Genomic DNA, 13,391 nt, shown 5'->3' with positions numbered 1-13,391 from the left:
CCGGCGTTAGCCGATGTTCCTTATCCTGTTAGTTCATTTATAATGAACAAAAAAATAATTAAATCGTTTCATTTGATCCATCGCTCTTTTTTTCAAAGAAATCAATCGGTGTTATCCGTTTGATATTACGCTTGGCTTTTGTTTAGTTTTCAAAGAACAATCTCTTAAACTTTTATAACAGCAACCTTTATATTGTATCACGTTCAAAAGTTGTTGTCAATACTTTTTCTAACTTTTATATCACTGTTTCACAACAGCAACTCTTATATTATATCAGACTCAATAGTTGTTGTCAACTACTTTTTTGATTACTTATCACTATTTCGTAACAGCGACTTTTATATTATAACTCTATTAAACAATCATGTCAACATCTTTTTTCAAGTGATTTAATCGTTTAATTGAGCGACGCTTAATAATTTACCATGTTCACGTACAATAGTCAATACTCTTTTTGATAAATTTTATGGTTATTTTAATAGCCTAAAAAGACGTGCCAACCATTTATCTATAAGTAGGCTATTTTACAGTCAAAACAAATTAATTAACATTCTTTATCCTTATCTACATACTTCTTTCCTATTTGAACGACTGTCCTTATATTCAATTAAATTCTAAATGATCTTTCTGAATCCCATTAGAGTTCTACTGAATTGAGATGATATTAAATCAAGTTGTAAAAATACCCACCCTTTGAGAACTGGCTGTTTAATATTTCCCTTTTAATATAATGTCGTTAACCTGAATTGTCATTTTACAGGATCAACACACCAATTTGAACTTGATTCAATTGACCAAGGCTTTGATACTGCAATGGTTACCTGTTCTATATGTAATCCAATTCTAAACCTCACATATAAATCCCATATTCTTTTCTACTCGTTTAATTGAACATTCACTAACTAAAAACCCTATAATCCGCATAGTTATAAGCAGATCATAGGGTTTTTATCCCGCCTTAACGGCAAGTAAAGGCCCCCACCTCAAGTTCTGAGTAGTCAAAGAAGATACGTGGGGGATCAACTGCCCGTAAAGGTCCGATTGGTTCAGTTAACCATCAGTGGGGGATGAAGAACCCTCCCATTGATGGAAGCTTCACTTTATCATCTTTTATGTTTCTTAACCGCAAAATAATGCAGTAGACCAGATAATAATATATACGTTAATAGGACGAATACAAGGTAATTCAACCAGAAATTAGTTAAACTCATGATTCCAAGAGAGCTCAGTCCTTTTTGAATGCCCATGACGATTAAGACCGTTACTGCAAGCATAAAGAAGAGCTGAATATACCTTTTCATTGTAAACCCTCCCTTGTTCAGTTTCTTGGGTATCTGTCGTCCAAGTTGAATACAATCCTCTTCTTTTGATGATGGTAATATCGTTTTTCCAAATGTGTCAGTACAAACTTCTTCGCCAAGACCATTCATTCCAGCTGTACCTAGCGGTTTGTCCATCGTTGTAAATGTTGGATCAGTGATGCCGCTCCAACGATTTTGTCTTTTTTTGGTATAGCATGATGTTAATAATACGTAGCCTTTTCCTTTAAAATCGCCTGGCATCGTTTCACCTTTTTGATTAAATGCCAAAAGTTTTGAACGCATACAATCGAGGAAATTTTTCATGAGTCCTGAAGCATCTCCCCAATATGTAGGTGAGGCTAGAACAAGGCAATCCGCGGCTATTAACCGATCAGAAAGTGCATCTAAAATGTCATTTTTTTCGCCACTCGGTGTCAATTTTAATGAGAGTTCACTTAAATGAATCATTTCAGTCACACAGCCTTGCTCCTCTGCACCTCTTAACACCGCTTTTAGCATTTGTGCGGTTAAGCCATTTGTATTTGTCGAACCTAAAATACCAATCACTTTTGTCACTGAATTCACCTGTCTGTTTGAAAATGTGTTTGAATAAAGTCGAGTAAAACAACGGCGTGATTAATAGAAGGATGTTTTGCTCCGTATACTAAAGTTACCTTCTTTTGATGACTTAAAGCCATGATTTTTTCTAAGCATTCTTGTTTAGCTTCATCTTGAGCGAGTTCACTTTCATATGCTTTCTTAAATTCACTAAATTTTGATTCTTCATGGTTAAACCATTTTCTAAGCGAAGAACTTGGGGCGACGTCTTTCATCCAAAAATCTAGGTTTGCCTTTTCTTTCGATATCCCTCTTGGCCAGAGGCGATCAACAAGGATACGTATTCCATCCGATGGTTCATTTATCTCATAGACACGTTTTATTTGAATCATTTTCTATATCATCTCTATTAAGGTTAATTTTACAACTTCTTGAAGTAAAGATTAGAAGTCGTGCCATCATCATAACTTACTTTTAAGGTCTTTTCCAGATTGCTCTTCATTTTCAACAGGAGCATTTTCAAATGGTTGGTCAGATACACAAATAGCTTCTGTTGGACAACCTTCATAGGCTTCAATCAAGTCATCAATCCATTCCTCTGGAACGGGTGTGATCCCTTTGTTATCGTCAATCATTGAATAAGCCAAATCATCTTCATCATAATTAAAAATGTCAGGCGCAGCCATTTCACAGGCACCACACGAAATGCATATGTCTTTATTGACTTTCGTAAACTTTTTCATCCTCTTTTCACCTTGATCTCATTATATTTCTTTTGAAACTGGGATTTTTACAACAATAACTTCGCTTTCTTGTAAAGCTTTCAATGAATGGGGTTCTCTAGCATTCAAACGAACGAGTTTACCCGGGACTAACGTTTCTGATTGTTCTTGTGTTGAGAAAACAATTTCACCTTTAACGGGAATGACGGTTACTAGCGCATTTCCCCCATGGTGCTCTGGAACTTCTTGATTTTTTGCTAATGATAAGTGCACAATCGTTTGTGATGGATCATGAAAAAGACGTTCCTTCATTTGTTGTTGAAATTGACATGTTAATAGTTCCATCTTATTTCCCCCTGTTATTTTATATTGTTGACCTCATTAATTGAGATGACTTCTTTAATTGATAACTCCTATCATTTATAATAGCTACAGATGCTTTTTAAAAAAATGATCTAGATCATATTTTCAAAGGTAATTCGTCAATTGTAATGAAAAAGGTGATATTATTGATACATTTACGACCTATAGGATGGTTAGAAGGTCTTTCAGAAGCTTCTGTTCAAGAAATTGAGACCAAGGGAATTATAAAAGAATTTCATGCAAAGGAATCTATATTTCTTAATGGAGAAAAGTTAACGCACTATTACTTCGTTATCAAGGGGTCAGTTGCGATCTATAAACAAAACGAAGAAGGAAAAAAGTGGATAGCAAGCTTATTGTCAGAAGGAGAATTTTTTCCGCATGTCGGGTTTAATCAGACTAAATCGGTCTATCCGGGAAATGCTGAAGCATTATCTGATAGCGTATTATTTGTTCTATCCAAACAACAAATGAACACGTTATTTAATAAATACCCCACCATCCACGAACACTTGACCCTGTTTCTTACGGTAAAAAACCAAGAATTGATGACACGATTTTCGAATTCTGTACTTGAAACAGCCTCCGATCAACTTATTTCGTTGCTCAAGCGATTGGCGAGTGAATCAGGTGAGAAAGTGGACGGTGACTGGATTCTTATAGAACATGGCATGACAGTACAAAACATGGCGGAATATATCGGTGTTACACAAGAAACGATCAGTCGAATCTTACATCAGCTATATCGTGACAACAAAGCAAAGAAAGCCGGACAAAAGAAGATTTGTGTGAATTTGAAACTACTGAAGAGTTAATATCATGTCAACAAAGGAAGGTTCCTAATACTTGGTTTAAGAACCTGACCCTGACTGATTAGAATTCCACGCTAGTCAGGTTATTAAGTAATGACCTTTTTTATTTGTAAACATGGAAATCAACTGTTATTAAATTACAAACTGTCCTGTGGGCATACTTCCTTTTATCTTCGATTTTAAATTGATCACATAGAAGTTCTAATACGTCATCTTTCAAATCTGCAATTTTTATTAACTTCGGAAAGGTTCGTTCCTTAGAACTTTGATGATCTGTTTCACTCTTCCATCCTGATTGTTTTCATTCCAACCACCTATTTGTCCTAAAAAATTTCACAATCTTAATCCTCATGTTCAACTCCCTTTTCCAATTCATTATGATTCTCTCTTCTCTTTTTCTATCATATTTCCATCTTGATTTAAGAATAGACCTTTCATATAGATAGAAGCAGATAATCTATGCATGCATATGAAATAACATTTTTAAATATAAATAAACGATTACGCGACAATAGTGCAAAATATTTTATTCTCAATCGTTTTAGTCGTAAACTTAAAATAAGGGTTCACAGTTTTGTCATATTTATTTGGAATTATATCTTGACATTTCATTAACTTCTGTGGATTTACTTTTAAGGAGGTTGATTTACCGATGGGTAAAAAGAAAGCTAGTGATGTTGTCGTTCAATTATTTGAGAATTGGGGAATTGACCATGTCTATGGAATCCCAGGTGACTCGATAAACACGATGGTCGAAGCCCTCCGTAAAAAACAAGATAAAATCACATTCTATAACGTTCGTCATGAAGAAGTCGCCTCAATGGCAGCTGCGGCCTATTCAAAATTAACTGGAAAAATAGGTGTGTGTCTGGCTATTGGAGGACCAGGAGCCATTCATTTACTAAATGGCATGTACGATGCCAAAATGGATCATGTTCCGATGCTCGCTCTCGTAGGACATATCTCATCGAAACTGACCGGAACAGATTATTTTCAAGAAGTTAATACTTACGAACTATTTAAAGATGTGGCTGTTTATAATAAAGACATTACGAGTGCAGAAAGTTTTCCGACGGTTGTCAATCAAGCCATTCGTACGGCCTATCAAGAGCAAGGTGTAGCCGTGATATCTATCTCTGATGATATTGCTTTGCAAGAAATTTCGGATCAAACACCGCAATTATCTACTTTGTTCGAAAGGAAATTACCTGGACTTATTGAAAATGACTTGGCCGAAGCTGTAAAATTAATTAACGAAGCAGAAAAACCTGTTATACTAGCAGGTGTTGGTTCAAAACACGCTAAGAAAGAACTTGCCGCCTTTGCTGAACATATCTCAGCTCCCGTAGCGATTACCTTACCTGGAAAAGGTGTTCTTCCAGACGAACATCCAAACTTTATCGGTAATATAGGGAAAATAGGGACTAAACCTGCTTACGAGGCCATGAAGAACTCTGATTTATTAATTATGGTTGGAACAGATTACCCTTATAGTGCTTATTTACCCGATCAAGCTAAAGGCATTCAAATTGATATAAACCCTGTTAAAATGGGTAAACGTTTCTCAATAGATGTAGGTATTGTTGGTGATGCAGGTAGCGCCCTATCATGGTTAACAGAGCACTCTGACTTTGTACCAGAGCGTCAATTCCTTAAAACATGTCAAAAGAACATGGCAACATGGAACGGTTGGATGGAAGAAGATCGTGCGAAAACCGATACCCCGATTGCGCCTCAAGCGGTTATGGGAGCCATCCAAGATATTGCCGAAGATGATGCAATCTTCTCTGTTGATGTCGGAACAGCAACCGTATGGACCACGCGTTATCTTAAAGTTAAGAACCAAGACTTTATTATCTCTGCTTGGCTTGGCACCATGGGATGTGGTCTTCCAGGCGCATTAGCGGCAAAACAAGCCTTCCCCGATCGACAAGCGATTGCCATTTGTGGAGACGGTGCTTTCTCGATGGTCATGCAGGACTTTGCGACAGCCGTTCAATATAATTGGCCGATCATCGTCGTTGTGCTAAATAATCGACAACTCTCCTTCATTAAATATGAGCAACAAGTGGTTGGGCAGCTAACGTACGCGATTGATTTCCAAGATATTGATTATGCCAAATTTGCTGAAGCTTGCGGAGGAAAAGGTTTTCGTATCGAGAAATATGAAGATTTAAGACCTGCATTTGAAAAAGCAAAAACGGCTGGCGTTCCTGTCATTCTTGACGTTACAGTCGATGTTGATGCTGCACCACTTCCAGGTAAGATCGTGATGGATGAAGCAAAAGGTTACGCTAAATATGAAATGAATTCGATAAAGGAAAATCATAAATTAGAAAAAATGCCACCAATGAAAGACGTTGTTAGACGTTTTCTATAAATAAAGGCTCAAAAACCCTCTGAACAAAGATGACTTATCAGAGGGTTTTATTATGGCTTAAATAAAGTAAAAATTCCAACAGTGGGGTTTTCTTCATCCCCCACTGTTGGTTAGCTGAACCAATCGAACCTTTACGGGCAGTTGATCCCCCACCTATCTTCTTTGACTACTCAGAATCTTGAGGTGAGGTCTTTACTTGCCGAATAAATATTAACAACCGAAACAATTAGGTTATAAAGATAGATTTCGAATCTCATATTCTATGAAAAAATCCAAAATAAATTATAGAATCATGTTTAACATCTTGTGAGGCGGGAAGCGTATAGTACAACGACAAAGGAGGTATTGAAAATGGCGAAAGATAACGATCATAAAATGAGTCGTGAAGAAGCCGGCCATAAAGGCGGAGAAACTACTAGCAAAAAACATGGCAAAGAGTTTTACCAAGAAATTGGTGAAAAAGGCGGCGAAGCCACTAGTAAAAACCATGATAAAGAATATTATCAAGAAATTGGTCATAAAGGCGGAAGCAATTAATAAACAACCTTATTATAACAAGAGATCCAATCAAATTCTACCTTTATGAATAATTTATTCGAAAAATTTCAAAAACTGAACTTAAATATATCAAGGAGGAATGACACATGGCTAACAAAATGACAAGAGAAGAAGCAGGACAAAAAGGCGGTCAAGCAAATAGTGAGAAACATGGTAAAGAGTTCTATCAAGAAATAGGCAGTAAAGGCGGAGAGGCCACTAGTAAAAACCACGATAAAGACTTCTATCAAGAAATCGGTGAAAAAGGCGGCCAAGCTACAGCTGATAACCACGATAAGGAATTCTATCAAGAAATTGGCGAAAAAGGCGGCGAAGCCACAGCTGATAATCATGACAAGGAATTCTATCAAGAAATTGGTCAAAAAGGCGGCGAAGCCACAGCTGATAATCACGATAAGAAATTCTATCAAGAAATTGGTAGTAAAGGCGGCAAAAACTAAAATCTTTCAAGAACAAAAATTTCTATTTAATAATTTAAGGGGACGACCTTCAGTCCCCTTTTTATTCAAACAAACGAGGTGATCTAATATGAAAAATTTAGTCAAAGGCGCATTCATTAGTCTCGCTATATTTGCAGGAAAAAAAGTACTAACTAAATTCCTTAATAAAAAACAAAATTCGCCTGTATAAACCTCCGTAAATTAGGGGAAATTGACAAGAAAGACAATCATCTAAATAGACTAAACGAATTTAAAGTAAGAGGTTCTTTATGTTCCATTTAAAAGATCTTTTTCCCCTTTTAATAGGATTATTAATTATTTACCCAATCGTTTCGTTTATCCATATACTAGGTCATCTGTTTATGGCTTATCTCTTTGGCGGCAAAGCATCCTTTCAAATGGGTTTCGGTCGCCAATTGATTAAATTTGGAAAGTTCAAAGTTAATAGCCTATATTTCATAGATTCTTATTGTAACTATACAAAACTAAAATGGGATAATCGAGTAACGAATATGCTTGTGTATTTGGGTGGTCCTTTATTTAATATAGGAACAAGTCTATTGATTAATAGTCTCATTTTACATGGTGTTATCCCCTACCACACCCTATTTTACCAATTTGTTTATTTTTCATTGTATTTTTGTTTTTTCAGCATAGTACCTGTTCAGTATTCAAAAACCAATGTCAGCGATGGGTTAGCCATCTATCGAATTCTTCGATATGGCAGCCGGAGTCAAATCAAAAATTAACCCCATTTATTTACAAGTAGAATGGACTTAACGTCCATTCTACTTTTTTATACATTCCTTTGCGATGAGTTCATAGGATCTTATTTTGTCTTGTGGATTATATGTGATCGTCACAATCATGATCTCATCCGCTTGATAGGTCGTTTGTAACTCTTGAAGTCTCTCTTTTACTTCATCTGGATCTCCAATAATCATGTTGCGTTTCTTTTTTGCTAACTCGTTTTTTTCTGATTCACTTAAAGAATAGTGTTTTGCATCACGAAAGGATGGAATAAAGCCTCCCTCTCCTTTACTCCTTTGTAAACCCCAAATGAGTGAACTTACGGCAAGATCATTGGCTTTTTCTGTTGTGTCAGCACAAATGGCAGAAACCGTTAGGATAACATATGGACGCTCACTTGGTTTTCGAGGACGGAAGGAATCTAAGTAATCACGGATGATCTCTTTTCCATTCATATCACTCATAAATTGGCCAAATGCATAGGCCATGCCATTTTCCGCAGCTAAAAGAGCACTTTTTTTACTCGTTCCAAGGAGCCAAGGCATAGGTGATATTAAAGGTATTGGTGATGCTGATAACTTAGCGTAAGCATTATCGGTTTTAAAATCGTCATCTAAAAATTCGAGTAGTTCTTTCACAAGATCCGGCATCTTCCAAACTTGTTCTAAAAAATGATCATTTAAAGCATTTGTAGCTTCAGCTGACCCGCCAGGCGCCCTTCCTATTCCTAAATCAATACGTCCCGGGAAAAGAGTCGCTAAAAGGTTAAACACTTCAGCGACCTTATAGGGTTTATAATGGGGAAGTAATACGGCTCCTGAACCGATTCGAATATGATGAGTTTGGGTGCCAATATAGCTAAGCATAACCTCTGGTGCAGGACACGCGAGTCCAGGTAAATCATGATGCTCCGCCATCCAAAACCTGGCATATCCTAAAGCTTCACCTGCTTGGGCAAGTTTTATGGAGGTTTCTAATGCTTCCTTTGCTGTTTGATTAGAGGAAATGGGCGATTGATCTAAAATACTTAACTTCATTCTTGTCCTCTTTCCGGCCGCTTGATTTCTTGTAAAGTTAACGAATACTCTCCAACGTGACCTTTTTCATAGAGATTAGTGATCGAGGTATAATATTGCTTAATCGTGCATTTTAAATATGTGTTCAAAAAGGCGACAAATTAGAAGCAAGAAGATCAAGGCGGCGCCGTTTTGAGGACCGGAATGTAGGCTTTTACTACATGAGGACCGGAAAAACAAGCCAACGCCGAGATTCGTAGCTTATCATTTGGTGACTTTTTGAACAACCTCTTTAAAAGTTAAATTCCGATCTGGTACTTTTACATCGAATGTTCCTTTATATAGTAATGTCGCTATATCATGATAATCTTCGCTGGTTACTTGAAAGACAATCGAAACGTTAATTAATCCATTATCTATATCTTCTTTATATTCATCTAATTTGATTGCTGTTTTATCTAAAATAATTTCATTTACCATGTCTATCGTCTCCCATTCTTATGAAAAAATGATATCATTTAAACGATTGTGGGTTCAAATGAATGACTTTTTAAACATTAGAAGAATATTCTCATCAATATTTTTCATAAAAAGGATCCATACTAAGTTTAGAGGTGACGAAGATGTATAAATTGCTATCACATACAGATTTAGACGGCGTTAGCTGCGGTATCCTTGCTAAGCTCGCATTTGGTAAAGATATTAACGTTCGTTATAATTCTGTTTCAGCTTTGGATCAAAATGTGAAATGGTTTCTTGAAAATGGAGATAAAAATACCACGCTATGGATTACAGACTTATCGGTTAACGCAGAAAATGAACAAAAACTAAATGAATTTTATGAAGACGGTGGAAAGGTTCAGTTGATCGATCATCATAAAACGGCTCTTCATTTTAATGACTATGAATGGGGACATGTTAAAGTTGAAGATCAAGAAGGTCATCTATGTTCAGCGACCTCTCTTTTATATGAGTACCTTCTTAACCATAACTATTTAAGTCCCAAATCATCGATTAGTGAGTATGTCGAACTTGTAAGACAATATGATACGTGGGAGTGGGAAGCAAATAACAATCAACAAGCGCAGCGACTAAATGCCCTCTTCTATCTCGTTTCAATCGATGAATTTGAGGCTATGATGTTAGAGCGTTTAAGTAAACAAGAGCATTTTTCTTTCGATGAATTTGAAAACAGAATTTTAACAATGGAAGAAAACAAAATTGAACGTTACATTCGTCGTAAGCGGCGTGAACTTGTACAAATTCAAGTTGGCGAAAATTTTGCTGGTGTTGTGTATGCTGAATCGTATCACTCAGAGCTTGGGAACGAATTAGGTAAAGATTATCCTCACCTTGATTACATTACCATTATTAACATGGGAGCAAAACGACTCGGATTTCGCACAATTCATGATCATGTCGATGTTTCAGAGATCGCAGGGCTGTATGGCGGCGGTGGACATGCTAAAGCGTCCGGTTGTGTATTAACCGAAGATGCTTATAAACACTTTGTCTTAGACACCTTTCATCTTGAGCCATTACATGAAGATGCACGGTTCAATAAATATAATCTTAAAAAGTCTCCGTTTGGTTCACTTTATAAAAATCGAAGGAATGATATCTTCTTCCTTTATCCTGAAAATGAATACACGTGGGTTATTGAATCTAACGAATTAAAAATGGATGAAACTTTTTATAGTTTTGATGAGGCGGAAAAATATTTAAAACGAAGTTATGGCGTATGGTTATTACGTGACGATGAATTTGTCAACTATTTAATGGCCTTTCGGAAAAAGGCGAAGGAACAAGAAGAGATTTAAGGAACTAAAAAACAACCTGAATGAGTTTTGACGAATTCAGGTTGTTCTTTAAATGAATGACTATTATGTTGATTATTTCACCCATTTTTGTTGAAATTGGGTTATTTTATCATATTGATTTTCGAGCTGCCTTGAGACTTGAATAAAAATAGGAATTAAATCTTGGTAAACCGCCACATTCTCTTTGATCGGTTGATGAGAATGAGTGGAACCAACCCATTCAGACATTAACGAAAAATCGTCAATTTCTCCTAAAGCATACATACCAAGAACAATCGCGCCTAAACATGAGCTTTCATATGCTTCTGGAACAGTGACTTCTTGATCAAAGATATCCGCCATCATTTGACGCCAAAGTTCTGATCTTGCAAATCCGCCTGTTGCTTGAATTTTAGTTGGCATTCCCATCACTTCTTGCAAAGCAAGCATGACGGTATAAAGATTAAAAATAACACCTTCTAGAACAGAACGAATCATATGCTCTTTTTTATGGTGTAAACCGAGACCGAAAAAGGATCCTCTTGCATTGGCATTCCACAAAGGTGCCCTCTCTCCAGCTAAATAAGGATGGAATAAAAGACCATCAGAACCTGGAGATACACGTGAAGCGATCTTAGTTAAGACTTGATACGGATCTATTCCGAGACGTTTCGCGGTTTCGACTTCGGAAGACGCTAATTCATCGCGCACCCATCGGAAAGTCATTCCCCCATTATTCACGGGTCCCCCGATTACCCAATGTTTATCTGTTAAAGCATAGCAGAATATTCGTCCTTTTGGATCGGTTGCTGGTTTATCCGTCACCGTTCGAATAGCACCGCTCGTTCCAATGGTGACTGCAACAACACCAGGATCGATGGCATTCACTCCTAAATTGGACAAGACACCGTCACTTGCGCCGACAATGAACGGTGTTTCGGTAGATAGTCCCGTTTCTTCAGCATAATTTTGTTTCAAGCCCTTTACTGCAAAAGTCGTAGAAACAGGTTCCGATAATTGATCGGGTGTGATTCCTGCGATTTGAAGTGCTTCGGCGTCCCAAGTCAAATTTTTCAAATTAAATAATCCTGTTGCTGAAGCTAATGAGTAATCAATAAGATAACGATCAAATAATTTATAAAAAATGTATTCTTTGATTCCAATAAATTTACGTGTTTTGTTAAAGAGATCTGGATAATCTGTTCTTAACCATGCGATTTTTGCAAGAGGGGACATCGGGTGAATCGGTGTGCCTGTCCTTTTATAAATCTCAATGCCATTTAATTCATTTTTAATTTTCTCTGCCCATTTTTTGGCTCTGCCATCTGCCCAAGTAATGCAGCGTGTCAGTGGTTTTCCATTTTCATCCATCGCAATAAGACTATGCATAGCCGAACTAAATGAGACAAGATGCAAGTCTTCTGGATTAATTTTTGCTTTATTAATGGATAGTTTAATTGTTTTCATAACAGCTTCAAATATTTCGTCTGGATCTTGCTCTGCAATAGAAGGTGCAGGACTTAGCAATGGATACTCCACATGATGCATGCTGATGACTTTTCCTTTATCTCCGAAAACGACGGCTTTCGTACTCGTCGTACCGATATCAACACCTAAATAATATGCTTGTTTCATCGTTTCTCACTCCTATTTGAAAGAAAATACAATAAAAAATTTTTCTACATCCACATAAAGACCTAAAAATTATTTTCATGCTATCTAAATTATAAACCATTAACACACAATTTGAAAGGGCTTTCAAACGTTATTCACATATTTTTTATAAAAAATAATTGGTGTATATTTACTGAAACGTTTCCTAGATTCTCGTATCCTCTATCGCTTCTCTTACGTGTTCCATGGCCAGTAACCCTTCTTCCCCTCTTTTGACCAACACATTAACCAACAAAGCATCTACGAGACTGAGTTGAACAATTCGGGACGATAACGCTTCGGATCGATATTTTGTTTCTTCTGAACGAGAAAATAATGCCATATCTGCTTCTTTTGCAAGAATTGAATTGGGAAAGCTCGTTATAGCTAATGTTTTAGCACCACTTTTCTGTGCAACATGAAAAATTTCTAAGCAGTGTTTATTCATACCAGAATGAGAAAAAAAGAAGGCTGTGTCGAGACTCGACATTTGAGAAGCTTCCATTAATTGAAAATGTATATCCCCACCTAATAGGCATGATATACCTGTCCGAATAAATTTATGATAAGCGTCCATAGCAACGATGGAAGAGCCACCAATTCCAAAGAAGATAATTCTCTGACTGTTTAAAAGTAAATCAACCGCTTGTTTGAACGAACGTTCATCCATGATGAGTGCCGTGTTCTCAAGCGATCTTTTATTTGATAAGAAAATTTTTTTCGCAATAGATAATTCGCTGTCACCTTCTTTTATATCCTCATGGATTTGTTGGATTGGGCTCATTATCTCGGAAGCCAATGATATTTTAAAAGCTTGATAGCCTTTAAAACCTAAGCGCTTACAAAAACGAAAAACCGTTGCATCAGCGACGCCAATTTCATCCGCCAACTCATTGATGGTTTGATGGATGATACGTTTTGGGTTCGCTAAGATATAATCAGCAATTTTTTTCTCTTTTACGCTAAAACAGGTATAAAGTGAATGGATTCTCTTTAAACCATCATTGCTCATATAGACCCCCCTATTCAGACTTCTTTA

14 protein-coding genes and 1 pseudogene are annotated in these 13,391 nt (G+C 36.6%); 6 read left to right on the top strand and 9 right to left on the bottom strand.

The genetic code is table 11. The annotated features are described in order from the left end of the window. Positions 1 to 1,103: 1,103 nt before the first annotated feature. The 4 genes from GMB86_RS04885 to GMB86_RS04870 all read right to left on the bottom strand — a co-directional run bounded on the left by GMB86_RS04885 (position 1,104) and on the right by GMB86_RS04870 (position 2,926). Positions 1,104 to 1,877, bottom strand: coding sequence for a flavodoxin family protein (locus tag GMB86_RS04885; RefSeq protein ID WP_155217387.1), 774 nt, complete (start codon positions 1,875 to 1,877; stop codon positions 1,104 to 1,106). A 5-nt stretch (positions 1,878 to 1,882) separates the two neighbouring features. Then, complete coding sequence (locus GMB86_RS04880; RefSeq protein WP_155217385.1) at positions 1,883 to 2,251, bottom strand: DUF488 domain-containing protein; 369 nt, start codon at positions 2,249 to 2,251, stop codon at positions 1,883 to 1,885. 69 nt (positions 2,252 to 2,320) lie between these two features. After that, positions 2,321 to 2,602 (bottom strand): ferredoxin, encoded by a 282-nt coding sequence (locus GMB86_RS04875; RefSeq protein ID WP_155217383.1) that lies wholly within the window; start codon positions 2,600 to 2,602, stop codon positions 2,321 to 2,323. A 21-nt stretch (positions 2,603 to 2,623) separates the two neighbouring features. Next, the gene (locus GMB86_RS04870; RefSeq protein ID WP_155217381.1) at positions 2,624 to 2,926 is read right to left on the bottom strand and encodes a cupin domain-containing protein; all 303 of its coding nucleotides are present in this window, start codon (positions 2,924 to 2,926) and stop codon (positions 2,624 to 2,626) included. 146 nt (positions 2,927 to 3,072) lie between these two features. Here GMB86_RS04870 and GMB86_RS04865 point away from each other — a divergent pair, with 146 nt between their 5' ends. The 5 genes and pseudogenes from GMB86_RS04865 to GMB86_RS04845 all read left to right on the top strand — a co-directional run bounded on the left by GMB86_RS04865 (position 3,073) and on the right by GMB86_RS04845 (position 7,883). Then, positions 3,073 to 3,759, top strand: coding sequence for a Crp/Fnr family transcriptional regulator (locus tag GMB86_RS04865; RefSeq protein ID WP_155217379.1), 687 nt, complete (start codon positions 3,073 to 3,075; stop codon positions 3,757 to 3,759). Between the two features lie 649 nt (positions 3,760 to 4,408). Then, positions 4,409 to 6,136: a pyruvate oxidase gene (locus GMB86_RS04860; protein ID WP_155217377.1), complete on the top strand. Its 1,728-nt coding sequence runs from the start codon at positions 4,409 to 4,411 to the stop codon at positions 6,134 to 6,136. A 351-nt stretch (positions 6,137 to 6,487) separates the two neighbouring features. Next, a pseudogene (locus tag GMB86_RS04855) lies at positions 6,488 to 6,664 on the top strand (KGG domain-containing protein); the annotation flags it as partial. Between the two features lie 116 nt (positions 6,665 to 6,780). Further along, positions 6,781 to 7,134 (top strand): glucose starvation-inducible protein GsiB, encoded by a 354-nt coding sequence (gene gsiB, locus GMB86_RS04850; protein WP_155217373.1) that lies wholly within the window; start codon positions 6,781 to 6,783, stop codon positions 7,132 to 7,134. Between the two features lie 269 nt (positions 7,135 to 7,403). Beyond that, positions 7,404 to 7,883, top strand: coding sequence for a site-2 protease family protein (locus GMB86_RS04845; protein WP_155217371.1), 480 nt, complete (start codon positions 7,404 to 7,406; stop codon positions 7,881 to 7,883). A gap of 39 nt (positions 7,884 to 7,922) precedes the next feature. On the opposite strand, the gene GMB86_RS04840 is transcribed toward GMB86_RS04845, so the two are convergent. The 3 genes from GMB86_RS04840 to GMB86_RS04830 form a co-directional block, all read right to left on the bottom strand. Beyond that, on the bottom strand, positions 7,923 to 8,921 hold the full coding sequence (locus GMB86_RS04840) for an LLM class flavin-dependent oxidoreductase (protein ID WP_155217369.1): 999 nt from the start codon (positions 8,919 to 8,921) through the stop codon (positions 7,923 to 7,925). Next, a complete protein-coding gene (locus tag GMB86_RS04835; protein ID WP_155217367.1) occupies positions 8,918 to 9,049 on the bottom strand; it encodes a DUF3219 family protein in 132 nt (43 codons plus the stop codon). The genes GMB86_RS04840 and GMB86_RS04835 overlap by 4 nt, the downstream gene beginning before the upstream one ends. Positions 9,050 to 9,164: 115 nt before the next feature. Then, on the bottom strand, positions 9,165 to 9,380 hold the full coding sequence (locus GMB86_RS04830; RefSeq protein ID WP_155217365.1) for a DUF3219 family protein: 216 nt from the start codon (positions 9,378 to 9,380) through the stop codon (positions 9,165 to 9,167). 143 nt (positions 9,381 to 9,523) lie between these two features. Here GMB86_RS04830 and GMB86_RS04825 point away from each other — a divergent pair, with 143 nt between their 5' ends. Beyond that, entirely contained in the window at positions 9,524 to 10,720 is a 1,197-nt protein-coding gene (locus GMB86_RS04825; RefSeq protein WP_155217363.1) for a DHH family phosphoesterase, read from the top strand. Between the two features lie 72 nt (positions 10,721 to 10,792). Here GMB86_RS04825 and gntK read toward each other — a convergent pair whose 3' ends face one another. Beyond that, positions 10,793 to 12,334: a gluconokinase gene (gntK, locus tag GMB86_RS04820; RefSeq protein WP_155217361.1), complete on the bottom strand. Its 1,542-nt coding sequence runs from the start codon at positions 12,332 to 12,334 to the stop codon at positions 10,793 to 10,795. Positions 12,335 to 12,518: 184 nt separating this feature from the next. Next, a complete protein-coding gene (locus GMB86_RS04815; protein ID WP_155217359.1) occupies positions 12,519 to 13,364 on the bottom strand; it encodes a MurR/RpiR family transcriptional regulator in 846 nt (281 codons plus the stop codon). Positions 13,365 to 13,391 lie beyond the last annotated feature (27 nt).

The sequence above is a fragment of the Terrilactibacillus tamarindi genome (assembly GCF_009718825.1).
Taxonomy (GTDB): Bacteria; Bacillota; Bacilli; order Bacillales; family Sporolactobacillaceae; genus Terrilactibacillus; species Terrilactibacillus tamarindi.
This window is presented reverse-complemented; position numbering and strand designations above follow the sequence as displayed.

What these genes read in the sequence shown, in the direction of transcription:
- GMB86_RS04815 (WP_155217359.1), bottom strand. Translation starts at nt 13,364, where the DNA reads ATGAGCAATGATGGTTTAAAGAGAATCCATTCACTTTATACCTGTTTT.
- GMB86_RS04845 (WP_155217371.1), top strand. Translation starts at nt 7,404, where the DNA reads ATGTTCCATTTAAAAGATCTTTTTCCCCTTTTAATAGGATTATTAATT.
- GMB86_RS04830 (WP_155217365.1), bottom strand. Translation starts at nt 9,380, where the DNA reads ATGGTAAATGAAATTATTTTAGATAAAACAGCAATCAAATTAGATGAA.
- gsiB (WP_155217373.1), top strand. Translation starts at nt 6,781, where the DNA reads ATGGCTAACAAAATGACAAGAGAAGAAGCAGGACAAAAAGGCGGTCAA.
- GMB86_RS04875 (WP_155217383.1), bottom strand. Translation starts at nt 2,602, where the DNA reads ATGAAAAAGTTTACGAAAGTCAATAAAGACATATGCATTTCGTGTGGT.
- GMB86_RS04865 (WP_155217379.1), top strand. Translation starts at nt 3,073, where the DNA reads ATGAAAAAGGTGATATTATTGATACATTTACGACCTATAGGATGGTTA.
- GMB86_RS04880 (WP_155217385.1), bottom strand. Translation starts at nt 2,251, where the DNA reads ATGATTCAAATAAAACGTGTCTATGAGATAAATGAACCATCGGATGGA.
- GMB86_RS04825 (WP_155217363.1), top strand. Translation starts at nt 9,524, where the DNA reads ATGTATAAATTGCTATCACATACAGATTTAGACGGCGTTAGCTGCGGT.
- GMB86_RS04840 (WP_155217369.1), bottom strand. Translation starts at nt 8,921, where the DNA reads ATGAAGTTAAGTATTTTAGATCAATCGCCCATTTCCTCTAATCAAACA.
- gntK (WP_155217361.1), bottom strand. Translation starts at nt 12,334, where the DNA reads ATGAAACAAGCATATTATTTAGGTGTTGATATCGGTACGACGAGTACG.
- GMB86_RS04870 (WP_155217381.1), bottom strand. Translation starts at nt 2,926, where the DNA reads ATGGAACTATTAACATGTCAATTTCAACAACAAATGAAGGAACGTCTT.
- GMB86_RS04860 (WP_155217377.1), top strand. Translation starts at nt 4,409, where the DNA reads ATGGGTAAAAAGAAAGCTAGTGATGTTGTCGTTCAATTATTTGAGAAT.